Here is a 26,583-nt window from a genome sequence, read left to right on the forward strand (position 1 = left end):
TGATAATCGATACCGACAATATCGTCTGATCTGGTTACGGCGATGTGACTCTTCTTGGCGGCCATACACCAGTTCCATAGTTGCGTAAATGTTAGCGTAAAGATAAGCAAACCGTTATGCAAGACGCCTGACCGCCGTGGTATAATGCGGTTGGGCCTCGTCCGCCCTCCTCTTTCCCCTGATTTCATGAGGTGAACGTATGCCGATGTACGAGTATAGCTGTTTGGACTGCGCGCGTCAGTTCGAGCGGCTGTTGCCCATGAATGCAACCGACCAGACTGTCACCTGCCCATTCTGTCAGAGTGCGCAAACCCGGCGTCGCCTGTCGCTCTTTGCTGCACATAGTCGAGGAGAGGCTGTTGCAATGGCGTCGGCGCCGGCGACAACCAGCGGTGGGTGTGGTTGCAGTGGCTGTAGTTGTGGATCACGGAGTTAGCATATGCGTGTGATGATCCTGACTGCCGGCCTGGGTACCCGCCTGCGCCCCCACACCTTTGTTCGCCCGAAACCGCTGGTTAGCGTGGCCGGCAAAACGGTGCTTGCGCACATTATTGATTACCTGGCCCCGCTACAGATTGACGAACTGATCTGCGTAGTCGGCTACCTCGGCAACCAGATCGAAGAGTTTATGCGGGCCAATTATTCGTACCCGATGCGCTTTCTCGAACAGAAGGTGATGCGGGGGCAGGCCGATGCGATTGCGCTGGCTCGTGATCTGACCGGCCCCTTACTGGTGGTGTTTGGCGATGGCTTGCTCGAGTTTGATATTGAGCATCTGAACAAGCATCCTGAATACGGCATCATTTATTGTAAGGAGGTTGATGATCCGCGTCGATTTGGGGTAGTGGTAGTTGAGAATGGGCGGATCGCGCGATTGGTTGAAAAACCGAGCGAGCCGATCTCAAATCTCGCTGTAGCCGGTTTCTACTACGTGCCTGAAGCCAGTCGGTTACTGTCAGCGATTGATTACATCATGGAGCATAACATCCAGACGAAGGGTGAATTCTATCTGGCCGATGCGCTCCAGGTGATGATCGATCGCGGTGAAGAGCTGCGCGCCGAAACGGTGCGCGTCTGGCGCGATTGCGGCACTATTGAATCGTTGCTAGATACCAATCGCTATCTGCTCGAAAATGGTCATAATCGCGCGGCTGAGTATCCAAATGCAGTGATCATTCCACCCGTCAATATTGCGCCTACCGCAGTGATTGAGCAGGCAGTGGTTGGTCCCTACGTCTCAATCGCTGATGGCGCGGTGGTGCGACAGGCTATTGTGCGCGACTCGATCATCAATGCCGGCGCACAGATTCAGTCGGTCATTTTGAACCGGAGTTTAATCGGTGATCGCGCCTATGTGAGCGGAGTAAGCCAGGAATTGAACGTTGGCGATCTATCTGATATTCGTTTTGGGTGAACCACTATGATTGCTTACAACTTCCATGCCGCAAGCAATGGCGCTCGCGGCGAGGCCAATGGGGGCCGCTGGGAGTTGGCAGGTCCCGCGAGCGGGCATCCGCCAGCCTGGTCTACGATGGAACGGTCGGCAACGCTGAGCGCCGAGCAAGAGATCGCGCGTCGGCTGCGTACATATGCTGATGCGTCTTCAGCTCGTTTGCTGACAGCAGTGTACGTGTCGCTTAAGACGTATCCCTGTGTGGTGCTTAGTGGTAGCGCGGGTGTTGGGAAGGCTGCCCTGGCCCAACATCTGGCAATGGCACTTGTCGGTAATGCCCCTGGTCAGTTTGTTCGCATTGGCCCGTCGCATTGGACGTTGCGGAGTGGTCAACGCGATTACTATCGCACCCTCCATACCCGTTTCGGTGATCAGCAGTTGAGCGAGGTGTTACACGAGGCTCAATCGGCTCAAGGCGCCGGGAAGCTCTACGTAGTGCTGTTTGACGGGCTGGCTCCCGATGAACTCTTCCACTATCTGCACGATCAGCTTCACTTGCTCCCGGTCAATCAGGATCGTCCGCTGACGCCACCCAATGTGCTCTTTATCGTTACGTTCCATCAGTCTGCCAATCTGTCAGAGCGTGATGTTCAGGTTCTGTCCGGCGCGCCTCAGATTAATGTCACTTCATATCGATACCGGTCGCCGCGATTCCCGCTGCCGCCAGTCGGCTTACAGCGAGCAATGATTCGTGACGCAGTGCATGATGTGGTAGTGGCGCGTGATCGACTGCGCGTCGTGTTCGGTTCGCCGCAACTACCCCAGCTCAGTCCATCGCCACAGATCGTTAGTTTCCTGCGCTGGTATGGTTTGACACCTGCGGTCACACTTGACAGCGATATGTGGCTGTTTTTAGCCAATAGCTTCGACCGTTTCGGCAATGGGCTGTTTGTTGATGATCCGGCTCGCAACCTTCAACTTGCCTTTGACCTGCGGATTGTGCAACGAGTCATGACGCAACTGAATCCAACCCAAACCGCTTTGCGACCAGAACTATCCCGCGCGGTGGGGTGTTGACCTTTCCGCAGAGCGGGTGGAATTGGTTGGATAATGCTGGTAATTTGCTGATAATCGGCTGTTGATCGTTCTCCTCTACGCTCTTCGACGCACTTCAGCGCCTCGTTTGCCTGTTAGAGGGCGAGGCGCTGAAGGTGTCTGGTCGGCGCTGCGCTGGTATTCGCTCGTTTGGCGTCGTTTGCAGCAGTTGTGAAGCGAACAGATCCGCTCACACTCTGATGATCCCATGACTCGAACGCGACTCAATGGGTAGCGCGCTCTGTCTCACCACGCGCGTAGATATTGCGGTGGCGGTGGTAATTCGTGACCAAGCGCTCGCGCTGCCCGCAATGGCCAGTGTGGATCGCGGAGCAGCTCGCGGCCTAACAAGACCAGATCGGCCTCGCCATTGCGCACAATCGCATCGGCGTGCTCGGGTCGAGTGATCAGACCAACGGCGGCGGTGGCTATCGCAGCCTCGCGCCGGATTTGAGCGGCAAATGGCACCTGGTATCCTTCTCGAACTGGAATTGTGATCCCCGGCGCAATGCCACCCGAACTGCAATCAATCAGATTGACACCGCGTTCGCGCAGGAGCTTTGATACCGCAACGGTATCGGCAATGGTCAACCCTTCTGGCGTCCAATCACTGCACGAGAGACGGACGGCCAGCGGTAAGTCAGAGGGCCAGACGGCGCGAACAGCAGAAGTAACTTCGAGCAACAAGCGCGCTCGTCTACCGAGATCGCCGCCGTAATCGTCGGTGCGGTCATTGCCCAGCGGCGAGAGGAAATTGTGTAGCAAATAGCCGTGAGCGGCGTGTATCTCGACCCAACGAAACCCTGCCGCCAGCGCGCGCCGGGTAGCGGTGGTGAAATCGTCGATGACTTTGGCAATGCCATTCTGATCGAGTGGGATCGGGGTCGGGTAACCAGGCGCAAATGGTTCGGCAGTCGGACCGACAACCGGCCAGCCGCCGGCATCTGGTGGAATTGGTTTTCCGCCTGCCCAGGGGCGATTGACGCTGGCCTTCCGTCCGGCATGAGCAAGCTGGATTCCGGCAACTGCGCCCTGACTCTCGATCAGTCTGACCAGCCGGGCCAGAGCGTCAATGTGCTGATCGTTCCAGATCCCCAGATCGAAGGGAGAGATACGACCCTCCGGCGAAACGGCAGTTGCTTCCAGGATAACCAGGCCGACACCTCCAGCCGCGCGAGCGCCCAGGTGCATGAGGTGCCAGTCAGTGGGAAAGCCGTCAATGGCGCTATACTGACACATCGGCGACATACCGATCCGGTTACGCAGCGTGACGCTACCGATTGTCAGGGGTGTGAAAAGGTGTGGTTGCATGCCATCCATTCCTGTTTCTATGCAAAGAAATGTTGTGTCTCTGTTCAGTATACTCTACCTTTGCTGGGAACCGGTAAGCGGATAGTCTAAAGCTGCTCAGGCCGATCGGCGCCAGAGAAAGATGATCGTGTTGGCCAGTACGGCAGCGGTATAACAGAGCGCCGCAATGAGGAAGACAGGAGTGAACCCGTCTACGCGCTGGATTTCAGCGCTAATCGTTGGCCCGGTGATATAGCCGACTGACGCTGCGGCCCGGATCAATCCGATAACGGTCGCGTGCTGATCTGGCGCTGTTTTGCTCAGGGCCTGCGCTTCAAATAGCGGTGATGCCATGTTCATCAACGCGCTGCGCACAATCGCAATTGCTGCGGCAAGCGGTAGCGAGGGGGCAAAGGCCAGGGCAATCAGACAGGGTATTGCCATCGCTTGCGTTAGCACGACCCCTTGCATACGGCCAATCAGGCGTGCTAGCCGCGGCCCGGCCAGCGTTGCCAGTCCAGTACTCAGGTTGATAATGGCGAAGATCAGCCCGATGGTCAGATCAGGCGCGTCAAACTGGCGGCGAAAAAAGAGTCCCAGGTAGGGAATGAAGAGCGCTGCGCCGAGTGAGAGCAGGAACGGCGCAATCGCATATGGCAATCCGCCGACTACTGCCTGCCAGAGATCGCGCAATTGAGCGCCTGGCGAGTGATCACGGGCAACGGGTGTTGTGAGCGACGGTCGCAGGCCGATCAGTGGCAAGCCGGCGAGTGTAACCATAAGCATGCTCAATCCGGCATTCCAGCGGTACGGCACCACGGGATCATCTGTTGCCAGTAGAAGCTGCCAGCCACTGCTGAGAGTACCGGCAAACAGATTGCCTAATCCGCTGATGATCAGGTTTATGGCCGCGCTGCGGGCAAACAGCCGGTCAGGGCCATGCGCGCCGCTGAGCTGCATCATCAATGACGGGCCGGCCAGATTAATCAACACGCTGGCCGGCCCGCTAACTGCAATCCCGCTCACAAGCAACCAGGCTTCAGCAGCGGTGAGGGCAGATGCTGATGGCGCGCCGACAAGCGTCAACAATGCAGCGGCGTGTAGCAAACATCCGATGAGCAGAGCAGAGCGCGCTCCCAACCGACCCACAGCGTACCATGCGAGTGGCCCGCTGATCCCACCGGCCAGCACCGGTGCGCTGTTGAGAAGGCCGATGAGGGTAAGCTCACCGATCAGAGGGAGTGAGAGACGGTAGTTGTCGTAGCCAAGCCCGGCATAGGCAATAGTGGCAAACAGCCAGCCGATAGTTAGCCCGCCGGTAAGGAGACCGAACATCGTCAGATAGCGCTGCTCTGCTGTCATACGATGCTCGAAGCGAAGGACGGCAAAGCTTTAGGTTGGCTTAGCACGACTCTAACCCATTGTGGGCAATGACTGCCCGGTAGAAGTGTGCGCTGCGCTTCCAGAGCCGGCGTTGCGTGGCATAGTCGGTGTAGATGATGCCAAATCGCGCGCTAAACCCCTTCGCCCACTCGAAATTGTCCAGCAGAGTCCAGACGAAATAGCCGCGCAGATCGATGCCGGCAGCCAGAGCGCGGTGGCAGGCAGCAATATGATCGCGCAGGTATGCTACCCGATCAGGATCTTCAACCACTGTCTGGTGAGGATCGGGTTGCGGATCGGCAAACGCGGCGCCATTTTCGGTGATATACAGCGGGATCGAGGTATATGCGCGCGCTTTCTGCAAGGCCTCGACAATGCAATCGGGATAGATCTCCCAACCCATGGCAGTTTTGGGTAACGGCCCCGGCACCTGCCTGGCCATGACAAACGGCTCTTGCCAGTTGAATGCGTGCAAGAGGCGGGTGTAGGTGTTGATACCGAGAAAATCGATCGGCTGGCCGATAATCTCCATATCGCCGGGTTGAATGGGCGCATGGATGAGACGGCGGCCAAAGTGGTCGATGATGTCTTCCGGGTAACGCTGGCGGAAGAGCGGTTCGAGGAAGAGGCGGTTCATAATGCCATCGACCCGCTGCGCCGCTTTGCGGTCGGCCACCCGCTCACTGGCCGGATAATGCGACCAGATCATCAACACGATCCCAATCTGCGGTGGTGGCAGATCGGCGCGAACCGGTTGCGGTCGAGCAGCGCGAAAGGCGCTCACGGCTAGCCCGTGCGAGAGTAACAGGTGATGCACCACTTTCAGTACCTGCCAGGGTACACGCTTGCCTGGCGCATTTTCGCCATTTCCGTAGCCGTAGAATGCCTGAATGAACGGCTCATTGTGCGTTGCCCATAACGCGACCTCGCCGCCGATCTGGCGAAACAGGTAATCGGCATATTCGGCGAAATAGAGCGCTGTGTCGCGGTTGATCCAGCCGCCGCGATCTTCCAGCGCTTGCGGCAGATCCCAGTGGTAGAGGGTGGCAACCGGCAGGATTTGACGCCGATGCAAGCCCTCGATCAACCGTCGATAAAAATCCAACCCACGCTGATTGGGTTGGCCGGTGCCATTGGGAAAGATGCGCGGCCAGGAGATGCTGAAGCGATATGCCTTCAGGCCCAGTGCCGCCATATGATCGAGGTCTTCCTCGTAGCGATGGTAATGGTCACAGGCAACATCGCCGGTGTCGCCATGAGCAATCGCGCCAGGCTGGCGCACAAAGCGATCCCAAATACTCTCGCCTTTGCCGTCCTCGTTCCAGGCGCCTTCAATCTGATAGGCAGCAGTAGCTGCTCCCCAAAGGAAATTGGCTGGAAAGCGAAGTTCGTTGCTCATGCACAGTTCTTTATCTTCAAGGCAAAGAGCTACCGTCTACGATGCTAAGGGCCAAATCCTGGCATTGCTGTTTCGTCACAATCGGGCAGAACCAGCACCGGAGCGGCAATCCATTCGTGTCATGTTCTGACGCAAGTTACCAGCGCTCATTGCGCGGCCATAGCGCCCACAGGATTGCCGCGGCTGCGGCCCACCATGCCCGCTGTGCTTCTCGTTCGAGGCCGCGAGTGCGCAGTTGCACGCCACCGAGGAAGAGACCGGTCGCCAGCATCCCGCCCATCAGTCGGTCGGTTGCTCGCTCGACCCGTTTCATACTGCGTTCAAGCCGACTCAGGTCCGAGCGAGTTTGTAACTCGCCGCGGTTGGCAGCCCGGTAATAGGCATCCATCTGGCGAGGCAGGCCGATCAGAATCCGGCCCAATTCGCTCAATTCCTGTTGTAACTTCTCGATCCAGTTGCCGTTGCGCTGTTCCTGGGCCAGCATCGCGCGCGCAAACGGACGCAACTCCTGGAACAGATTAATATCGGGATAGATCTCGGTTGCCAGTCCTGCGACCATACTCAGCGCTCGCCCCAGATAGAGCAGGTCTTGAGGAATCTGGAATGGCAGATCGTAGATCAGATCTTTTGTCTCGGCCATGATTGCTTCGACATCGAGATTGGTTAGCTCGCGTACTGTGCGATTGAACGAGTAACGCAACATTGTCTCGATGGCCGCCTTAATCTGACGCCGGTCGGCGCCAGGCAGGATGACGTTAAGCTGTTCGAGACAGTTGAGAAGCCGGTCAGCGTCGTTGGTGGCCAGCCCCAGCACCCCTTGCCGCATAATCTCCATTGTCTGTGGTGGCAAGCGCCCAATCATGCCGAAATCGACAAAGATAAGGGTAAAGGGAGTGCCGGTTTGCACTTCTTCAGGGGCATGATCGATCGGTAGCTGCGCTTCAAGTGTGTCAACGGCAATGTGCCCATTTGCGCTCATCGGGATCGGTGGCGTAGGGGGTGACGATGGCGCCAGACCGGTTTCGACCCTGACAAACAGATTGCCGGGATGGGGATCGGCGTGAAAGAAGCCATCAATAAAGAACTGTTTGAGGTAACAGTTATTGAGGCGAGCGGCCAGTTCGAGACGGCTGACCCCCAGTTGATCGAGCGTATGCAGATCGGTGATCTTAATCCCGCTGATACGTTCCATCACCAGCACGCGGCGGGTTGTCAACTCGAAGATCGGTTCAGGAATGTAGATACCGGGATGGTTGGCGAAGTTCTGGCGGAAAATAGCCGCCGAACGCGCCTCCTGGATGTAATCCAGCTCTTGAACCAGCACCCGGGCAAACTCGGCCAGCAATGCTTCAAGGTCAGCGCGTCGCCGAATCGGCGGATAGTTCTTGATCAGGCGCACGACCCACGTCACCGCGCTCAGATCGACTTCGATAATCTTGTCAATCCATGGCCGTTGCACCTTCACAGCGACTTCGCGGCCATCGTGAAGCACCGCGTAATGCACCTGTCCAAGCGAGGCGGCGGCAACGCACTCCGAATCAAAGCTGCGGAAGATTTCGCTGGGTGGCGCGCCGAGTTCCTCCAGAATGACTTCAAGCACGTGACTGGCGGGCGCCGGTGGCACCTCGTCTTGCAGTCCGGTCAGTTCACGTCGCACTACGTCGGGGATGATGTCGGCCCGTGACGAAAGGAACTGTCCGAGTTTGATCTGCATCCCACCCAGCTCTACCGCCATCATGCGAAAGCGGCGGGCAATTGACACCCAGCGCCGCAGCATGGTGCGCTGCACATACCAGCGAAAGATGGCAAAGCGGGCGAGAAAGATGTCCCAGATGTAGATATGGATGACAACGCCGAGAAAAAACGACGAAACCCGTAAAAATCGCTCGCGCGGTCGAAAACGGGGTGGTACGGTTGGACGAGGGACTGCGCCAGAGTTGGCGGTTTCGGTTGTCTGAAGAGAGATTGGTTCACGCATAAGTTCCTGCCAGTATTGCTATTTCGATTATACCAGAGGCGAAACTCAATCTCACGACCGATCCGCACTGAATTGCTCTCCGACTACCATACAATGGGTGCGAAACGCGCGTGGAAGTGGGTTTAGCTAACTATGATACCGGCATTATGACCATTGACAGTTTGCGTCTGCTGACCGATAGTGCCGCAATTCTGTGGCAACGGCTCAGCCAGTTTGGCTCACCCGACCTGCTTGGCCGGCGGGTCGCATTTGAAGAGTGGCTGGCTGCCACTCAACCTCGTCTCTCATCTGCCGACGAACAGGCAATCCGACGCGATTATCGTCGCCTCTCTATCTTGCTCGCCGAACTTGAACGCCTCACCTGCTCGCGCGAACAGGCACTGGCATTAATCATGCATGCCATTGACCGATCCGCTGCTGGAAAGAGCGAACCGGTAATATCTCAGCCACAACCTCGCTCTGAAACATTGTAAATGCGGTGTAACGGGGCTTGTCCAGACGAGCGGGGAAGCGAGCATTCGCTCCCCGCTCGTCTCTTGTTGCCGATCACGGCACAGCCGGCAGGGTTGCCCGGATCGGGCCGAAGGTAGGGGTTGGCGTCGGTGGCGGCGAGGTTTCGCACATGTACGTTGCCACATCTGTTGCAGTTTCGCGCTCGCGCACAATAATCTCATGCATACCAGGACGCTCATCGCCAATGCGCAAGACAATCCGAAACGCGCCGCTGCGGTCACTTGCGCCACCGCCAACCGGACGGTCATCGAAGAGAGCGAGCAGAGCGGTCTGTGGTCGAGTCGTGCCGGTCAGCTCCAGCGTATCACCGGGAGCGCAGCGCTGTACTGTTGAGATAGTTGGCGATGGCATCAAGAATGCTGTTGGCAGTGCTGTTGGCGAAGGTGTGCTGGTTGGAGTCAACGTTCTCTGGATAGTGGCAACAACAGTTGGTGAGTTGGTCGGGATCGGGTTTGAAGTTGGCGTTGATGTCGGCGTATTAGTGGCGGCAGTGCTGGTTGTGGTAGGCGTTGATGAAGCGGTTGGCGATGGTTGTCCGCCTGCCTGTGCAGTCTGAGTAAGCGCCGGCGCTGCCGCCGCCGTGCGAGTCGCGATAACGGCAGTTTTGGTAATATTACACACACTGTCAGGATATGGGCCACAGTTGACCGGGATTTCGATACAGCCTGGATAGGCAGGTCGCTCATCGCAACTCGGTTGCGCCCACGAGAAATCGGGGGATGGCGTTATTGCCAGCCAGCCTGCGACGATCAAGCCGATAACAATAATGCTCAACGGCCAGAAGCGATGTGATGCTGCCATGGAACACTTTTTGGCGCTCTAGCGTTGCGCCGCGCGCTCGATCTGCTGTGTATATACCTCAAGGCGCTGCGCGCCAATAATTGTTTCATTGCCGATGCGTAATACCGGTCGGGCATAGATCCCTTCCGCCATCGCTGCGGCGTAATCGGCCTCAACCTGAGCTTGATATGTATGCGAGTCAAGACAGGTAGTAAAGTCATCGACCGGGATCCCTAAACCAGCCGCAAGATCGATGACCGTCTCGCGGGTGTTAAAATATAGCTGATTATAACGCGCATAAAGCTCTCGACGCAACTCCCAGAATTTGCCGTGATCGGCTGCGCATTCGCTGGCTTCAGATAGTATCTGCGAGCGTTCGCCCAGTTGTAACAGGTGACGGTAGACCAGTCGGGCCTGGCCGGTGGCAACGAATTCCTCGATCAGACGCGGTTCAATATCAAGCGTGTAAATCGCGCACGAAGTGCAGAGAAAATCTGAGTAGACGGTGATCGTTACCGGAGCATCAGCCTTGCCAAGGTAATGATACCCTTCGGATGTGCGCCCGCGCGGTACTTCAGGAAAGTAGTCAGTAGTTGTTGGAGCACTCTGCGCTGTGGTTGGCGTGGACGTTGGCGTCTGGCTGGATGGTTGAGTAGGGGTAGCTGGTGGTGTTGAAGCTACCGGCGCAGCGCAGGCGGCAAGGAATATGATTGAAAGCCAGATCAGGTGTCGTGTCATCTTCATATCTATTGTGTCATTGGATGATTGAGTTACTCGCTCTGTTTTTGGATAAAAACTGGCGCCGAAAGCTGTTATCTGCCTCGGACAGGGCGCGACGTTGCCATGCCCTCTGTCACTCTACCACACGTCACTACGGCGCGGCAAGCGTATGTCTGCGCAACTGTTGGTGATCGTCTGCTTGAGCAATGCCTGACTGCAAGATCGCGTATCATACGTTTCAGGTTACAGGTTTGCTGCGCTGGAGGAACCGTCGTGATTTTTGATCGTCTGCTCGCATATACTATCGCCGTTGCCATCCTTACGATCATCCCCGGCGCTGATACGATGCTCGTGCTGCGCAATGCCCTGGCGCGTGGTCGTCTTGCCGGCGTGGCAACCGCCTTCGGGATCGGTAGCGGTTTGTTTGTACAGGCAACATTTTCTGGCCTGGGCCTGGCTGCCGTTGTTGTTAAGTCGGCAGAACTCTATCATGCGATCAAGTTAGCTGGCGCGTTTTACCTGGCCGGATTGGGAATGTGGACGATCGTGACAACGTGGCAGCAGCGGCGCACAATCGAATGGCATGCGCCTGCCGGTCAAGAGCGCCACGCCTTCGTTGAGGGCCTTTTGAGCAACATCCTCAATCCAAAAGTTGCCGTATTCTATCTGGCGTTTCTGCCGCAGTTCATCGATCCGCGCGATCCGGTCTTGCTGACGGCACTGGCGCTGACGACCATCCATTTCGCTCTGAGTGTGATCTGGTTTTCCTTCTTAACCATAGTGGTGGCGTCAGTGAGCAACTGGTTGCGTCGGCAATCGGTGCGGCGTTGGTTGAATTATGCGACTGGCGCGGTGCTGGCAGCCCTGGGGGTACGCATGGCAGTGTCATAGCCCTGGGCTGATGAAAGACAACGCCGATTATCAGAGCTTAGAAATCATCGTGGCGGGTAACTTCATACATCAGCACCCCCGCTGCCACTGCCAGATTGAGAGAGTCACTTCGTCCGCGCATCGGAATCCGTACCACGCAATCGCAGTTGGCAAGCTGATCGGCGCTGAGTCCCTCGCGTTCGCTCCCCAGTGCCAGCACCAGTGGTCGTGGGTAGGTGGCAGTGCGATAATCGAGTGCGCCGCGATCAGAACTTCCTACCAGCCCAATTCCATGCGCGCGACACCACGCTACCAGATGTCCCCAATCGGCGCGCGCAAGACGCTGGCTGAAGAGCGCTCCCATACTGGCCCGCACCGCTGCCGGATCGAACGGATCAGTTGTTGCGCCCACAAGAATGACCCCACTGAAGCCCGCGCTGTCTGCAGTGCGTAAAATGGTGCCCAGATTACCCGGATCGGCCACCTCCACCAGCGCGATCCAGCCCACCTGCGCCATCGGGAAGCTTTCTAACGCGGTATACTCAATCCGACCAACCGCTGCAATACCTTGAGGATGCTCTTTTTCGGCCAGGCTGGCAAAAACCGCCGCGCTGACTGTGAGTACCCGTCCACCCGTCGCAGCATAGTTCGCGACCAGTTCATGGGCAAATGCGCTGGTTAGCAGTTCCGGGGCCACGATAAGCATATCGAGAGGCGCGTTACACTGAATCGCTTCCGCAACCAGCCGGATACCTTCGATCAGATAACGACCCTGCTCGTCGCGCGCTTTGCGCTGACGCAGGGCGCGCAGCATTTTGATGGTGGGATTGGCGAGACTGGTGATCAGCATGGCGGTAGTACCTTGCCGGGATTCAGTCGGTCTTCAGGATCGAAGCGCGCCTTGATCGAACGTTGAATGGCGATTTGGGCCGTGCCTAACGCCTGCTTCATGAAAGGCCGCTTGAGCGTGCCGATACCATGTTCACCTGATAATGTGCCACCCACTTCCAGCGCGACAGCGAAGATCGCTTCGGCGCATGGCCATAGCCGCGACAGATCGGCAGGATCGCGCGCGTCGAACAGAATGTTAGGGTGCAGATTTCCATCGCCAGCGTGACCAAAGACGACAATCGGCAAGCCATGCGCCGCGCTCACCTGCTTGATTCGGCTGACACATTCGGCAATGCGGGTCACGGGAACGCTAATGTCTTCACCGAGCCGGTTGGGGCGAATGCGCGCCAGCGCCGGCGCGATCACGCGCCGCGCCTGCCAGAGACTGGCTTCATCGCTGGCAGAGCGCGCTACCGCTACTCGTTGCGCTCCTCCTGCTCGCGCCAGTTCGGCCAACGCCGCAGCCTCGTGTTCAACTGTCTCTGGTTCGCCGTCAGCCAGCATCAACAACATCGCGCCTGCGTCACGTGGTAGCCCAATACGCAGATACGCTTCCACTGCCGCAATGGTGGTATCGTCCATCAATTCCAGACTGGCCGGAATGATTCCCGACGCCATAATCTGTTCGACCGTGGCACAGGCGGCGTACAGATCAGGGAAGATTGCCATAGTAGTGCGTCGCGCGCGCGGCAATGGGATCAGGCGCAACGTCGCTTCGGTTATGACGGCCAGTGTCCCTTCCGAACCAACCAGTAATTGGGCCAGACCATCGCTCTCGCCCTGCCCGGTCAACCCATCACCATAGCGGACAATACTGCCATCGGCCAGGACAGCCGTCAGACCGAGCACATAGTCGGCAGTAACCCCGTATTTCAGACAGCGCGGACCTCCTGCGTTACAGGCGATGTTGCCACCGATGGTTGAAGCAGTCTGGCTACTGGGATCGGGTGGGTAGAAGAGACCAGCTCGCTCGGCGGCGCGTTGCAGATCGGCAGTCACGACACCGGCACCAACGTGAGCAACCTGTTGTGTCTGATCGATCTGGATCTGCTCTAACCGATTGAGACCGATGACAAGACTGCCTGCCGTTGGCACGGCGCCGCCAGCCAGTCCACTGCCTGCGCCACGGGTTACAACCGGCAAATGATGCGCGGCGGCAATGCGCATTAAGGCTGCTACTTCAGCAGTGCTTGCTGGCAAGGCGACGGCCAATGGCGATCCTTCGGGTTGGGCGATCGAAGCATCTTGACCGTAAACGGCGAGCTGGTCAGGGTGGTGGAGAAGGTAGCGAACGCCGACCACCGTCTGCAAGGCGCTGATGAGGTTCGCTTCCTTGACCAGAGCGGTCGGCTTGAGAGCAGGGAACGCCGGTTGTGGCGGTGGGCCAAATTCAAAGCAAACTTGCCCGCCGAGCGCCGCTGCCTGCGCTTTCAGGCTGGCATAGCTGCGACGGTCGGGCAGAGGGCTAATGTGGAGGCTGCCCAACCCGGCATCACCCCAGATAACCACGTTGGTCAGATTCCGACAGGCAGCGATAAAGTCTGGCAAGGCGCGATGTGGTAAGGTCACGTCGAGGCGTTGATCGGAGGGAAGGGCAGCATGTTGTTGAGCCAGTGTTTCCCAATGTTGCCAGGGATTGGGGGGATCGGCGATGACGGTGAGGTGAAAACGCGCCGCAGCCGCTTCAACCTCCGACGCCTGACGATTGATCACTACCGGCAAGCCCGCCAGCTCAACTAACAGCATCCCAGCAGCATCGAACGCCAATCCGCGTAGCGCAAGACCGTTAGCAACCAGCTCTGCGGCCAGCGCCAGCAAGTCTTCGAGCGATCCTTGCGCCAATCGCAGCGTTGTTGCTGTCGGCAAAGGACGGAGATTGAAGGTCAGTTCACGCACCGTCCCCAACTGCACTCCTTGTCCGGCCAGCGCCCGATTGAGATTGTAGCCGGTCGAGCGTTTAAGTGTCGGGCCGCCGATAGTAATGGTATTGCCATTGTAGTCAATGGTTGCGGCGCGCACATAACGCCCGATTGGGCCACTCTGCAAACGGTAACGACCACCGCTATTGCAGGCGACCAGCTCTGCCAGAGTAACACCGGCGCGCAATGGCACGATCGGCAGGCAGAGGCCGTATGGCGCCAGCGCTTGATTGAGAGCGGTGGCAGTGGCAGTGGCGGGCGTAGTGGCCAGCAAGGCGCCGGGATGGATGGAGAAGGATGATGTGAGTGTCATCGTGTTGTGCGTGGTGTGGCCTGAAGGCGATTTCTTTACGAGTTCGTCAATTGATAGTCTACCACCAGTGCGACAGCGGCGGCAATCTCATCCATCTTCGTTGCCGGCGCCCGTCCAATCCGCTTTCGTAACCGGTTTAGCTCGATACTGCGGATCTGAAGCAGATCGGCGGCATGTGGATCTCCCAATTGTGTTGGCCATTTCTTCTCCAGCCGCTGAATCCAGATCAGGTTGGCGAAGCGATCTTCCCAGGGACGCAGCGGCACGATTAATCGGATTGGCAGATTGGCGAGCGCATCGGTGCTGATGATCAACACTGGTGATAAACAGCCTCCGCCAAGATCGGCCTGCCAGATTTCACCACGGCGTGGGAGGTCAGTCGTGCTCACTCGTTTCAACCTCGTTAGCTAGATCGGCGGTGTTCGCGTAGAGATCACTGGCGGCGGCAGCCTGTTTAGCCAGCACAGCGTGGCGCGCTGATAGTGGTTGGCGGATCAGATACCGGCAGTCGCCCGCCAGCGTATCGGTAGCGGTCACATCAGGGAACTGAACCGCTTGCGCCAGCGTATCGGTAGCGGTCACATCAGGGAACTGAACCGCTTGCGCCAGCGTATCGGTAGCGGTCACATCAGGGAACTGAACTGCTTGCGCCAGCGTATCGGTAGCAGTCACATCGGGGAGCTGAACTTCATTATCCAGCAGGCGACGCGCTTCAGTGGGATCGATCATCTCCTCGGCCAGCGCGCGTAGTGTAGCGCGCTGCAACCAGAGGGGTTCTTCTAGCGGTAACGGTTCCGGCTCGGCGTTGCGCCAGCCTCGTTTGCTAATGTCGATCATCCAGGATTTGTACAGATGCTGATTGATAATCCCCAGTGTCCGCATGCGATAAAGCAGGGCCTGGATGCTCATACCAAAATGGCGCTTGAGCAAAAACAATTCAGCGAGATGCAAATGGTGGCGGCGTTCACCAATGTGCGCGCGCAGATCACTGGCTGGCGCCAGCAGAGCTGCTGCGAAGCCGAAAGCTACCTGTTCTGGATCGAGGTCATCATCTGGCTGCAACACCAGATGAGCCAGCTCATGCGCCAGATTCATGCGCCAGCGCGCGCCATCGTTGCTGCGCCGACCAACCACCGCAGCCGCCACTGCCGTGTTGTGTTCATCGCGGGCGATGGCGGCGACGCCGTCGAAGCCATCGACTGCATCGAGCGCGATGACGTGCAGGCCACGATCTTCGAGGATGTCGGTGAGATTAGCGATAGGATCACTGCCCAGATCCCATTGCGCGCGCAGATCGACAGCAGCAGCTTCAGCGTCGGCCAGGCTGGTAATCGGGTAAGCAAACAATGGCACGTCGAGGCGAGTCGGTTCACCGATCAGTTCTTGCAGACTCATTCGCCTGCGCAACGCTTCCTGGGCCAGCGCCGCAACCTGTTCCTGATGGCGCTTGCTCAGTGAAGCCCGTTTGCGGTATGCAATGAGTTCAATCTGAATGGGATGATCGGTAAGCAGGTCGGAGGGGCGGATGCCTAATGCTTGGGCCAGCCGTTGCAACACGAGGGGGGATGGCTGCGCCTGACCTTGTTCATACTTCGAGATCGCCTGGCGGGTAACGATCCGGCCTGTTGCCTGCGCCAGTTCGTCAAGTGACATACCGCGCGCCAGGCGTAGCTGGCGTAATCGCCGGTTGATCATAGCTACTTTCCTTTCTGTTAGTTGACAATTATCGCTGTTTTCAAGCGAATTGTCAACCAGCGGTGGCTACAGGTGACAGTTGCGATGTCTACCTTTCAATCTGGCTCTAAACCGATGTGACATGATTGATTGGCAGGAATTGCTTGCAGGTTACCGGAAGCTACCGTCTGGTCTGTAGCAGAGAGGGTAAGGCTATGAGTTGTCAGGGTAACGGGACGCGAGATTGTTCCCAGCTCAGAAATGGCCGGTAGCGACCGCTGACACATGTCGCTACCGGCAACACGAGGCGCGGATTACGCCTGACTATTAGTCGAACCGGCCAGTTTGGGTAACAACTGTGCGGTAATGAGGGTGGTCAAAGCCGAGATGTCGCCACCATCGCTCTGCACTACAATCGGACGTGGCGCTCGTTTCATAAGCGTCTCGGCCACTTGCAGGCGACGACGCGCCAGCTCGTATTGCAAAACGGCCCGATTATCCTGGTAAGCGCGTCCCAGGTATTCCAACCCGCGCGCCTCATTCTCGGCCTGACGCAATGTTGCCCGTCCGCGGGCTTCAATTTCCCAGCGCACCCGTTGCGCTTCGGTCTCTTTCTCCTGCAACATGCGGGCAACATCTTCTCGCGCCTTGTTGAGCGCAGCACGTACCTCGATCAGTTTAGCGTCACGCACTTTTTTGGCCCGCTCAATTTCCAGAAGCAGGTTGTCAATCCGCTGTTTCTTGATCAGCTCCCACTCACGTTCGTAAGCTTGCAGCTCTTTCGCTACCCGCTCGCGCGTTGCCAGGTGTTGCTGATACTGATCGGGCAACTGTACATCGGGAATGTTGGCGCCGGTGATGCGCGCGCCGTAACGGGCCAGTTGCCGGTTGAGCAACGCTTGCATGTCGCCGACATCACTTCCGCGCAGATCGTAGGCTCGCTCGGTCTCTACCCGGCGCGCCCGTTGACGGATGGCGTCCTGGACGGCACTGCTCAGCACCAGATCGAAGTTGCTGGCGCCAAGTCGGCGCACAAATGCGATTGGATCTTCGATCCTGAATTTGAGAAAGAACTCAATCGATTTCAACGGCACGTTTTCGCGGGTCGGCGCAGCCACTACCGGAGCGGTGTACGGGATCTCGGTGCTGGTATCGACAACCGCTTCGACCTTTTCCCATGGCCACCAGAGATAATGTCGGCCTGGGGTCAGTGTGCCAACAATCTTTCCCCAACGGGAAAGAATCCCGGTTGTGCCTTGTTCGATTTCGACGATGGCGTTCAGAATGAATAATGTAGCGGCAGCGAACAAGAACAGAAGCGCAAGGATCGCTGCCAGCCAGCCGAAGAAGCCGCCGCTAAATCCGGCCACCCCAAACAGATAGAGGCTGATCGCCAGGGGCAACAACCAGCGCGCCTGTCGGCGGTCTTTGGGAATGACAACCGGTACCAGTTGTCCCTCTTCGCCGGAACGGAGCAGTTGGCGAATGCGGTTCCAGGTAGCGACAGCTTCGCGAATGCGGGAAAATTCACGGCGCGCGTCGGTCATGCCTGATCTCCTTTCTCAACTGGTTGGTCTGCCTCTTGTTCGGTAGCCACCACCTTGCGGATCTGCTCGGCGCGAGCTTGAATCCGCTGACGAATCTCGCTCATACGATTGCGAATTGCGGCTACATCATCGGGCGAGTAGAGCTGGGTGTCGGTAATGCCGAGCATTCGTTGCGCCAGCGCCAGATAGTCGATAGCTGTCTCATCGCTACCACCAATCTGCGCGATCTGCGGCAAATGGTCGGCTACAGCTTCAAGCCGGTCAAGGATGTCTTGTTGATAGCGATACTGCAAGATTTCAGGATACATCGCTGCGCCAACGGCGCGAATGTCGAGCGCTTGCGCTTCGAGCAAGGCGGCGTTCGCTCGGGCGGCACTCTCGGCCTCGCTGAGCAACTGGCTGGCATAGGCACTCGCCCGATAGGTCTCTTTTTCGCTGGCCGTGTCGATCTGGGCCTGATATGTCGCAATCTCAGCGCGGATAGCCGACAACTGTTCATTGAGGCTGGTCAGCTCGCGGTTGAGATCGCCCTCATCCTGCTCTTTGCGCAGCGCCAGTTCATACTCGTAGGTGTAGGCTTCTTTCGCCACCCGGATCATCTCTGGCTTGGCGAGGTCGATCCGATATTCCTGACTCGATGGCTCAGCGTGGGTGATGTTGGCATTGACGAAGCGCACTGCCGGCGCAAACTGCTGGTTGAGCGTGTCGAGCAGAGTTTGGGTGCTCTCGCCAACCAGATCGTAGATCGCTTCGGCCCGCTGCTCATAGATGAGTGCGCGCGTCACTTCGCTCACTGCGTTCTGCAACTTCTCTTGAAATCCTTTGGCGCCGCCGAGGGTGAAGATGAAGGCCGCCGGATCTTCAATCTTAAATTGCAAAAACAGATCCACTGAAGCGTTAACCCGTGATGCGGTGGGGGCCTCTCGAATCGGCGCGTTGTAAGGGTATTCACGGGTAACGTTGACAATGTAGCTGACCCGCTTCCACGGATCCAGCAGCACTTTGCGTCCCGCTGGCGCGATCTCTTCCAGCTTGCCGAAGCGGGTGATCAAGGCCTGACAGCCGTCAGGAACCATAATGATCGTGTTGCGCCAGAGGTTGTATACCACATAGCCAGACACCAGTAACCAGTAATGCGGGCCGAACAGCGCGAGCGAGAGGTTGGTGAAACCAAATGATACGAAGTCGATCGTTGCGCTGATAAGCCAGCCGAACAGACCGATCACAGCCAGTACGATTGCCACCACGATCCAGACTACCGAACGCGGATCGCGCGGAATGACCACCGGCGAGATGATATTTGCGACCTGCCCGCTTTTGTCTTTCTGCTGCAAATTGCGGTTGAGCAGTTCAGCCGCTTCATCGAGCAGGACACTCATCTGCTCGATCCGGGTTGCTCCGGCTTCGTTGCCCGATCGTTGCGAGATGAAATCACTGGCTTTGATCTGGAATTGTTCGATGTCGCCACTTTCCAGCAATTTTTGTGCGGTAGCCAGACTGCGCTGGAGGCGATTCATAATCACTCCTTTCTGGACAACGGCTTTCCTTATGTGTATGTGTGCTACGCGAAGGTTAGTAGAGCAGATGAGGGTCAATCTGTAACAGTTGCGACTGTGTCAGACATCGCCGGTGAAATAGTGTTGCTGTCTGTGTTACGCATTGAGGCCGGGTAAAGTTGCCGAATGAGACAAGAAAAGTGACGATATTAGACAGGCTTGTGTTTATGTCTGTCGTGTCATCAAATTGTATAAGCATATTGTAATGAAATCGATGCCCGTTTGCGTCGTGAACCCTCGGTACAATGGATATTGAGACCTGGTATTGGTAGTCAGGCATGTTCACTCAAGGATCGTGAAAGGGTCAGCAGGCATGGCACTCCGGTCTTTGTTGCGGCGAGTCTACCGCAACCGTTGGTATGCGCTGATTGTCATATGGATGTGTGGATTGCTCTTTCCATTCGCCATCTCGCCATTGCCAGGGCAAGCCAGCGCGCAGAACTTGATCCAGGATGGTAGTTTTGAACAACAGGGAGACTCGTGGGAGGCGTGCGGGAATGTGCAGCTTGTCGATGGTCAGGCTGCCGGTTTCGAATTTGTCAATTCTGGTCGGTACGCTGTCGTGATGGGGGTTGAGGCTGATGGCAGTGATTGTCCACAATTGCCGGATTTAAGCACTCCCCGGCAGATACTCAGCCAGCCGCTGACGATCCCGGTCAGCGCGCCCGCAGTAACCGTTTCGTTCTGGTTTCGCGCCGCGACAGGAATGACGATTGATGTCTTTCTCGCCCGCGGTTTTTATCAGTTTGATCCGAATTTAGGTGGAGTCAAGCTCGGAACCTTTGCGACCGATCAGCCGCCGGGATGGCAATTGTACCGCACTGTATTGCAAGGCGAGCAGCTTGCGCGCGTTCGCGGGCAACCGGTGCGATTCTCAATCGTGATTCAGGGCAACGCTAGCGTAGAGTCGGGCGCAGTCTTGCTGATCGACGATGTGAGTGTGATTGCCGCCGATGGGCGGACAACGGCGGCGCCGTTGCCGCCGCGACTGCGCGGCGATGGGAGTCGCCCGCTGGCCGTCACGCGAGTCAGTGGTCAGAATCGCTGGCTGTATCGGATGGATACCGATGGCGGAAATGTCCAACTGATCTATCAGGGATTGGTCGGTAATGTGCGCGCGCCGGCCTGGTCACCCGATGGCCAGCGGCTGGTTGTCGTTGATCATAACACATGGCCGTGGCCGGTGCCTGATCCCGACCCACAGAATAATCTGATCGCTTCGGCAGTGACGGTTCTCAATGCTGACGGTTCAGGCGCCAGACAGGTCTACCAAACCCAGAGTCAGAAAGGATCGCGCTGCCCGTTTGTGCCCTCTGCCGGCGAGCCGGTTGAGCGGCCTTCATTCCTGGTGCGCCTTTCCGGTGTGCAATGGATGCCGGACAACACGCGCATCGCAATTGCCCAAACCGGGTTTGGCGCCTTCTGCAATGGCAATCTTGCCCAGGGCGGGCGCGGCGATCTGCTCATTCTGGCGCCTCCCTCACCACAGACACAAACCCTTGCCCCGCACGCGACACGGCCAGCCGTTCACGCGAATGGCCGGATCTTGTTTGACGGTTTTGATCTGTCATCGTCACGCAGCAATCGCGCCGGAGGAGTATGGGAGATCGACACCAGGACGCAACCGCCGGGCGAGACTCGATTGATTGCCTCTGAAGCCGACCGGGCACCGGTATGGGCACCTGATGGTCGTCGATTTGCGGTGATTCGTCTCACGACCAGCCCTTCTGCCGATGTGAGTGAACGCTGGTTTGCGATCATGCTGTACGATCGCCAGAATCTTGCCAATCCGCGCATGCTGTTGTTTGCCGATCATGGCCGCAGCATCAGCAGTCTAAGCTGGTCACCGGATGGCGCATACCTCTTGTACACGCTTGAGCGGTTCGATGGTCGAACCGACATCTGGTGGCTCGATGTAGCGACCGGCGCCACCGGACCGATCACGACTGATGGCAATGCGCTTGAAGCAGTATGGCGGCCAGGCAACCGTTTATTTGTGCCGCTAGTTGTGCGCTGAGCTTTAGCGACGAATGGGTGGTTTCTTGGACATGACTTCCGCGCGCGGGACAGGGACAGATCTGACCATTTGTGAGGCGTTGGGTTACGTCTTGCGCGCGCATCCCCACGTGGATCAGGCGTCAATTTATCAACGCTCGTGGTGAAGCAGCTCTTCCACCAGCCGCCAGCGCAACAACTTACCGATAAAGCTGCGTGGCAACGCCTCACGGAATTCAATCTTCTCTGGCATAACCGGCAGATTGAGCCGTTCCCGTAGAAAGGCAAAAACTTCGGATTCACTAACTCGCTCGCCGGGACGGGTCACGACAAAGGCGCGGATTTCGGTGCGGCCATCGGGAAGTGGCACTCCGACCACGGCGGCATCGATAACGGTTGGGTGTTCGTAAAGCGCCTCTTCAAGGTCGCGAGGGTAAATATTGTAGTCGCCGGCAATAATCATCTCTTTCTTGCGCTCGATAATCTGGAAATAGCCGTCAGGTAGCATACGGGCCACATCGCCGGTACGCAGCCATCCCTCAGCCGTGAGCGCTTCGGCGGTCGCCTGCGGATTGCGCCAGTAGCCGTCCATCAGTTGTGGGCCGCGCACCAGCAATTCGCCAATCGCTCCCGGTGGCAGATCGGCGCCGCTCTGCAAATCAACGATCCGCGCTTCGGTATCGGGGAGTGGCAGTCCAATCGTGCCTGCCCGTCGCGCGCCGCGCAAGGGGTTGGCGTGCGTCACCGGCCCGGCTTCGGTCAGGCCATAGCCTTCAACCAGGCGGCTGCGGGTGATCCGTTCAAAGCCTTCCTGCACTTCTACCGGCAGCGGAGCCGCCCCGCTCAGGCAGCTCTTCAGCGACGACAGACCGTATTTACGCACATCGCGCACTTCATTCAACGCGGCGTACATCGGAGGCACACCAGGGAAAAACGTTGGCCTCTCGCGGCGAATGGTGTGCAAGACATTGCGAGTCTCGAACGTTGGCAACAAGATCATAGTGGCGCCGAGCGCGATGCCGACATTCATGCAGGCAGTCATCCCATAGGCGTGTGAAAAGGGAATGACGCACAATACTCGCTCATTGCCCTCGTCAGCTTCGGCGTACCATGCTCGCGTCTGACAGGTATTGGCGTAGAGGCTGGCATGGCGGTGTAAAACGCCTTTTGCCGCGCCGGTGGTGCCGCTCGTGTAGAGGATCACAGCCGGATCGTCGGCCCGCAGCCTGGGCAAGTCGCCGTGGTCGCCGGCAGCCAGCACATGTTGAAACCAGTGCGCCTGCGCTGCCTGCTCGGTGGGGACACGATGGCCTTCGCGTTCCTGGCGCAGCAACGTAAACAGGATGCGCTGACTCGACGGCAGGTACTCTTTCAGGTTTGTATAAATGAGACGGGGAAAAGGCAGCTCAGCCCGTACCTGCTCAACCAGTTGGTGAAACATACTGAGCGCAATGACCGTTGTGGCTTCAGAGTCACGCACTTCGTGGGCAAAGCCAGCGGCGTCAAAGATCGGGTTGGCCAGCACGACAATGCCACCGGCAAGCAAAACCCCATAATAGGCGATTACTGCCTGCGGAATATTGGGTAACAGGATCACCACTCGCTCACCGGGTTGCAACCCGATTGCCAGCAGACCGCGAGCGAAGCGATTGGTTTCTTCCCACAGTTGGGCATAACTGAGCGCGCGACCGTAAAACGCGATGGCGGGAGTGGTAGCGAACCGTTCGGCGGCCTGGCGCAGCAGCTCAGGCAGCGGCGCTGGCGTAAGGTTGAGCGTCAGCGGCACGCCCGGATCGTAGTGGCGCAGCCATGGACGAGCGGCAAACAGATCTGACATCATGCATTCGTTCCTTCAGTACAGACGTTAGGCCAGCGCAACAACAGTGGAATGACAGTTCTGTGGCATTGCGTCTCAATCGGATTATGGGAGGATGGAACTGGCAGTGTCAATAGCTTTGAGTTCCTCCCGGCGCTCATCGAGCTTCCCCAATTATCGCTGATCCCGCCAAACCCGCGGCCCTTCCAGAAAACGATCAATCAGGCGATTAACAGCATCAGGCCGTTCAAGGTGCGGCAAATGGCGCGTGTAACGGACAATTTCCAGGCGCGCATTGGGCATCAACTGCTGACTCTCGCGGGCCTGCGCCACCGGCGCGATAAAATCCCATTGACCGGCGATAATCAGGGTCGGCGTTGACACTTGTGGCAAGACGGCGCGGCCATTCCAGCGGAAGAGTGTCCCGGCCAGCACGCGCTGGATCACCTTGACCGGCGCATACGTCTTCGGCATCAAGATCGGGCGCAAACGTTCCAGCATCGCCAGTGAAACTGGCAGTTTGACGATCCGCTCGTGGAGCGGGTGAAGGTGCATTTCCGGCCCGGTAGCAATCAGGATGAGGCGACTGACGCGCTGCGGCTGACTGGCAGCGAAGGTAATCGCAATCGGCCCGCCGAACGAATGCGCCATCAGAATAAACGGTTCTTCAACCTGCAAGCGGGTCAGCAATTGGGTCAGATCCCAGAGAAACTCTTCCAGCGAATAGGCTGCATTGACCACTTCCGATTGACCATGCCCGCGCAGATCGGGCGCAATAACCCGATAACGACCGGCCAGATGCGCGATCTGAGGAGTCCACTGTTCGAGATTGCCGGCGCAACCGTGAATACAAACGATTGTTCCCTGCCGTTCGCCATCAAGTGGCCCGACATCAACCACACTCAATCGCACCGGCGATGTGCCGGTGAGCTGAATCTCTTTACGGTACGCTGCGAGGTTCATAGTTTTATCTCAAAGGCATGCAAAAACGGGTAGTGGTCGTTACCTGATCGGTTTCGGCTTGCGGATGCGACATCATCGGCCCGTTTTCTCCTTGCCTGTGGCTGGAATGCCGGTATCAACCAGAAACCTCCGTAATTCGCGCGTGAACGCGCGGGGCCGTTCATCCATCGGATTATGCAGACTGGCCGGGATCATCACAAAGCGAGCGCCGGGAATAGTCGCGGCCAATCGGCGCGCATGCGACGGTGGGGCCAGACTATCAAACTGACCGCTCATCACCAGGGTTGGAATCGTGAGCTGGCGCAAGCGATCATCAGCGCGAGTTGCAAAGAGTGAGCGTAAAATGCGGTACAATCCTTCAGGATCGAAGGTGGCGAGGTACGAGGCGCGTCGCAGCCACGGACGTAGCCAGCCGCCGCCGTGTTCGTGCGGAATCCGCTGACCGATTGGGCGAAAAGCGCGCCCAACCGCCTGGGATAGCCGAAAGGTGGCCCAGCCGACGCCGGGCAGCAAATAGGTGCGAGTGTAGGCCGGCATCCGATAAGCGTCAACGGCGGCATCGATCAGTGCCAGCCGATGCACCAGGGCAGGATGGCGCAGCGCCAGTTCTACGGCCACGCTTCCCCCCATCGAATGGCCAACCAGGATAATCGTATCAAGGCCGAGATCGCGGCAAAACTCGGCTACCAGTTCGGCAATCGCCTCGATCCGATCGGCTTGCCCGATCCGGCTTTCACCGTGACCGGGCATATCGAGAGCAAAACAGCGATGATCACGGCCAAGGTCGCGCAAGGCGCTCCACCACAATTCTTTGAACGCGCCCCAGCCGTGCAAAAAGACAATGGCCGGTCCGTAGTTACCCGCGCGCAGGTAACTGATGCCCAACCGGTCATGGTAGTGGCGAGTGATGGGAACAGTTGGCGTCGATGGTGGTGACATAGCAGGTTGTCGGTTTCGTTTGATCATCTCTAAGACACTGCGGATACTGAAATGGTTGCTCAGATAGCCGGTCGATTGATGCAGTGGTTGCGCACAAAGAAACCGACTGCGTTATCGGCGGCGGCCTGAAAGAACTTTTGGTTTACAAGCATTATACCTGTGGGCTAACAAGACATTGACAGCGAGTATAATAGCAATATGGCAAACATTTTGGTCGCAATGAGTGGCGGTGTCGATAGTTCACTGGCTGCTGCTCTCTTGCTCGAAGCCGGCCATCAGGTGACCGGCGTCACAATGCATCTGTGGGACGATGACGATCACGGTTTGCGCGAGAGTCTCTGCTGCGCTGCGGAGGCGGCTGCCAGCGCGCGGCGGGTTTGCGCGTTGCTCGGCATTCCGTTTTATGTGTTCAATTACCAGCGCGAATTTCGTCGTCACGTTATCGACTATTTTATTCGCGCTTACACCCACGGCCTGACCCCCAACCCCTGCGTTGAGTGTAACCGCATGATCAAGTTCCGTGCTTTGCTTGATCGGGCGCGCGCACTCGGCTTTGACGCCGTAGCAACCGGGCATTATGCGCGGATCGCGCGTAGTGGCGATGGTCGCTACCAGCTCTGGCGCGCAGTAGATCAGGAAAAAGATCAGTCGTACATGTTGCACATGCTAGGACAGGACGATCTGGCCCGACTCGTATTCCCGATTGGCGAGTACACCAAGTCGCAAGTACGGGAGATGGCTGCGGCGCGGGGCTTGCCAAGCGCCGACCGCGAAGAGAGTCAGGACATCTGTTTTGTGCCCGATGGCGACTATCGCAATCTGCTGCGGTTGGAAGCGCCGGAAAGCCTCGTCCCCGGCCCAATTGTCGATCTGGAAGGGCGTGAGATCGGTCGGCATCGGGGCTTACCGCTCTACACGGTGGGGCAGCGTCGCGGATTGGGGTTGGGTGGTGGTGAACCGCGCTACGTGATTGCTATTGATCCGGCGCGTAATGCGTTGATCGTTGGCCCGGCAGCGGCGCTAAATCGCGAACGGTTTACTGTCACCGACGCGCGCTGGGTCGATGACACGCCGCCAGCCGAGAGCTTTACCTGTGACGTACAGGTACGCGCCCACGCCGATCCACTGCCGGCGCGGGTATCAGCTCAATCCGATGGGCGCTGGCTGGTCGAACTGGCGCGTCCGCAGCGCGCTGTCAGTCCCGGTCAGGCTGCCGTCTTCTACGACGGGGCGCGGGTGATCGGCGGCGGCTGGATTGCTCGCCCGGAGGTTGGATGAGCGCGCTCTCACCGGCTGCATTGCTCTTGCTACTGCTAACCACGACCCATGCGGCGCTGGCCCATTTTCTGTTGGGTCGGTCGTGGCGGCAAATCCCCCTCTTCTGGGTAACTGCTGCCGCCGGCTGTCTCATTGCCACGCTACTGGGCTGGCGCTTTCCGCTCGATCTGCCCACGCCGGCGGGAGTTCCGATGCTTGAAGCATCATTGCTGGCCTGGATCTTGCTGATAGTTGTTTCACGCTTGCGGCTATGATATAATCGGGCGCATTA

23 protein-coding genes are annotated in these 26,583 nt (G+C 57.9%); 8 read left to right on the plus strand and 15 right to left on the minus strand.

Annotation, left to right across the window (positions count from 1 at the left end; all coding sequences use genetic code 11):
* Positions 1-205: 205 nt before the first annotated feature.
* From Q0650_RS08390 to Q0650_RS08400, 3 genes are read left to right on the plus strand one after another with little or no spacing between them, the layout of a single operon-like run.
* Complete coding sequence (locus tag Q0650_RS08390; protein ID WP_298817937.1) at positions 206-436, plus strand: zinc ribbon domain-containing protein; 231 nt, start codon at positions 206-208, stop codon at positions 434-436.
* Positions 437-439: 3 nt separating this feature from the next.
* Positions 440-1,414 (plus strand): sugar phosphate nucleotidyltransferase, encoded by a 975-nt coding sequence (locus tag Q0650_RS08395; RefSeq protein ID WP_298817835.1) that lies wholly within the window; start codon positions 440-442, stop codon positions 1,412-1,414.
* A 6-nt stretch (positions 1,415-1,420) separates the two neighbouring features.
* The gene (locus Q0650_RS08400) at positions 1,421-2,470 is read left to right on the plus strand and encodes a hypothetical protein (RefSeq protein WP_298817837.1); all 1,050 of its coding nucleotides are present in this window, start codon (positions 1,421-1,423) and stop codon (positions 2,468-2,470) included.
* Between the two features lie 264 nt (positions 2,471-2,734).
* Here Q0650_RS08400 and Q0650_RS08405 read toward each other — a convergent pair whose 3' ends face one another.
* From Q0650_RS08405 to Q0650_RS08420, 4 genes are all read right to left on the minus strand, one after another.
* On the minus strand, positions 2,735-3,799 hold the full coding sequence (locus tag Q0650_RS08405) for an NADH:flavin oxidoreductase/NADH oxidase (protein ID WP_298817839.1): 1,065 nt from the start codon (positions 3,797-3,799) through the stop codon (positions 2,735-2,737).
* A 96-nt stretch (positions 3,800-3,895) separates the two neighbouring features.
* Positions 3,896-5,140 carry an MFS transporter gene (locus tag Q0650_RS08410; RefSeq protein ID WP_298817841.1) on the minus strand — a complete coding sequence of 415 codons (1,245 nt, stop codon included), beginning with the start codon at positions 5,138-5,140 and terminating at the stop codon, positions 3,896-3,898.
* Between the two features lie 40 nt (positions 5,141-5,180).
* Positions 5,181-6,560 (minus strand): GH1 family beta-glucosidase, encoded by a 1,380-nt coding sequence (locus Q0650_RS08415; protein ID WP_298817843.1) that lies wholly within the window; start codon positions 6,558-6,560, stop codon positions 5,181-5,183.
* Between the two features lie 136 nt (positions 6,561-6,696).
* Complete coding sequence (locus Q0650_RS08420) at positions 6,697-8,538, minus strand: AarF/ABC1/UbiB kinase family protein (RefSeq protein ID WP_298817846.1); 1,842 nt, start codon at positions 8,536-8,538, stop codon at positions 6,697-6,699.
* Between the two features lie 110 nt (positions 8,539-8,648).
* On the opposite strand from Q0650_RS08420, the gene Q0650_RS08425 reads away from it, so the two are divergent.
* Positions 8,649-9,011 carry a hypothetical protein gene (locus Q0650_RS08425; protein ID WP_298817848.1) on the plus strand — a complete coding sequence of 121 codons (363 nt, stop codon included), beginning with the start codon at positions 8,649-8,651 and terminating at the stop codon, positions 9,009-9,011.
* A 73-nt stretch (positions 9,012-9,084) separates the two neighbouring features.
* Here the strand turns inward: Q0650_RS08425 and Q0650_RS08430 are convergent, their stop codons facing one another.
* Together Q0650_RS08430 and Q0650_RS08435 are read right to left on the minus strand one after the other, a co-directional pair.
* Positions 9,085-9,852: a hypothetical protein gene (locus tag Q0650_RS08430; protein ID WP_298817850.1), complete on the minus strand. Its 768-nt coding sequence runs from the start codon at positions 9,850-9,852 to the stop codon at positions 9,085-9,087.
* Between the two features lie 18 nt (positions 9,853-9,870).
* Complete coding sequence (locus Q0650_RS08435; RefSeq protein WP_298817852.1) at positions 9,871-10,575, minus strand: Rcas_1661 family thioredoxin-like (seleno)lipoprotein; 705 nt, start codon at positions 10,573-10,575, stop codon at positions 9,871-9,873.
* A 249-nt stretch (positions 10,576-10,824) separates the two neighbouring features.
* Here Q0650_RS08435 and Q0650_RS08440 point away from each other — a divergent pair, with 249 nt between their 5' ends.
* On the plus strand, positions 10,825-11,442 hold the full coding sequence (locus tag Q0650_RS08440) for a LysE family translocator (RefSeq protein WP_298817854.1): 618 nt from the start codon (positions 10,825-10,827) through the stop codon (positions 11,440-11,442).
* A gap of 37 nt (positions 11,443-11,479) precedes the next feature.
* Here the strand turns inward: Q0650_RS08440 and Q0650_RS08445 are convergent, their stop codons facing one another.
* The 6 genes from Q0650_RS08445 to Q0650_RS08470 form a co-directional block, all read right to left on the minus strand.
* Positions 11,480-12,271, minus strand: coding sequence for an RNA methyltransferase (locus Q0650_RS08445; protein ID WP_298817856.1), 792 nt, complete (start codon positions 12,269-12,271; stop codon positions 11,480-11,482).
* Positions 12,265-14,544 carry an FAD-binding oxidoreductase gene (locus Q0650_RS08450; protein ID WP_298817859.1) on the minus strand — a complete coding sequence of 760 codons (2,280 nt, stop codon included), beginning with the start codon at positions 14,542-14,544 and terminating at the stop codon, positions 12,265-12,267. Before Q0650_RS08450 ends, Q0650_RS08445 begins: the two co-directional genes overlap by 7 nt.
* Positions 14,545-14,579: 35 nt before the next feature.
* The gene (locus tag Q0650_RS08455; protein WP_298817863.1) at positions 14,580-14,933 is read right to left on the minus strand and encodes a type II toxin-antitoxin system PemK/MazF family toxin; all 354 of its coding nucleotides are present in this window, start codon (positions 14,931-14,933) and stop codon (positions 14,580-14,582) included.
* Entirely contained in the window at positions 14,920-16,239 is a 1,320-nt protein-coding gene (locus Q0650_RS08460) for an XRE family transcriptional regulator (RefSeq protein ID WP_298817866.1), read from the minus strand. Before Q0650_RS08460 ends, Q0650_RS08455 begins: the two co-directional genes overlap by 14 nt.
* Positions 16,240-16,532: 293 nt before the next feature.
* Complete coding sequence (locus Q0650_RS08465) at positions 16,533-17,765, minus strand: SPFH domain-containing protein (protein ID WP_298817869.1); 1,233 nt, start codon at positions 17,763-17,765, stop codon at positions 16,533-16,535.
* A complete protein-coding gene (locus Q0650_RS08470) occupies positions 17,762-19,282 on the minus strand; it encodes an SPFH domain-containing protein (RefSeq protein ID WP_298817871.1) in 1,521 nt (506 codons plus the stop codon). The genes Q0650_RS08465 and Q0650_RS08470 overlap by 4 nt, the downstream gene beginning before the upstream one ends.
* A 352-nt stretch (positions 19,283-19,634) precedes the next feature.
* Between Q0650_RS08470 and Q0650_RS08475 the strand changes: the two genes are divergently transcribed.
* Positions 19,635-21,338, plus strand: a complete 1,704-nt coding sequence (locus Q0650_RS08475; RefSeq protein WP_298817874.1) for a hypothetical protein — start codon at positions 19,635-19,637, stop codon at positions 21,336-21,338.
* A gap of 129 nt (positions 21,339-21,467) precedes the next feature.
* On the opposite strand, the gene Q0650_RS08480 is transcribed toward Q0650_RS08475, so the two are convergent.
* From Q0650_RS08480 to Q0650_RS08490, 3 genes are all read right to left on the minus strand, one after another.
* On the minus strand, positions 21,468-23,156 hold the full coding sequence (locus Q0650_RS08480; protein ID WP_298817876.1) for a long-chain fatty acid--CoA ligase: 1,689 nt from the start codon (positions 23,154-23,156) through the stop codon (positions 21,468-21,470).
* 150 nt (positions 23,157-23,306) lie between these two features.
* The gene (locus Q0650_RS08485; RefSeq protein ID WP_298817879.1) at positions 23,307-24,095 is read right to left on the minus strand and encodes an alpha/beta fold hydrolase; all 789 of its coding nucleotides are present in this window, start codon (positions 24,093-24,095) and stop codon (positions 23,307-23,309) included.
* A gap of 72 nt (positions 24,096-24,167) precedes the next feature.
* Positions 24,168-25,034, minus strand: a complete 867-nt coding sequence (locus Q0650_RS08490; protein ID WP_298817882.1) for an alpha/beta fold hydrolase — start codon at positions 25,032-25,034, stop codon at positions 24,168-24,170.
* 198 nt (positions 25,035-25,232) lie between these two features.
* On the opposite strand from Q0650_RS08490, the gene mnmA reads away from it, so the two are divergent.
* Together mnmA and Q0650_RS08500 are read left to right on the plus strand one after the other, a co-directional pair.
* Positions 25,233-26,312, plus strand: a complete 1,080-nt coding sequence (gene mnmA / locus Q0650_RS08495; RefSeq protein ID WP_298817886.1) for a tRNA 2-thiouridine(34) synthase MnmA — start codon at positions 25,233-25,235, stop codon at positions 26,310-26,312.
* The gene (locus tag Q0650_RS08500; protein WP_298817888.1) at positions 26,309-26,566 is read left to right on the plus strand and encodes a hypothetical protein; all 258 of its coding nucleotides are present in this window, start codon (positions 26,309-26,311) and stop codon (positions 26,564-26,566) included. Before mnmA ends, Q0650_RS08500 begins: the two co-directional genes overlap by 4 nt.
* Positions 26,567-26,583: the final 17 nt, after the last annotated feature.

It is taken from the genome of uncultured Chloroflexus sp. (genome assembly GCF_937129525.1).
Lineage (GTDB): Bacteria > Chloroflexota > Chloroflexia > Chloroflexales > Chloroflexaceae > Chloroflexus.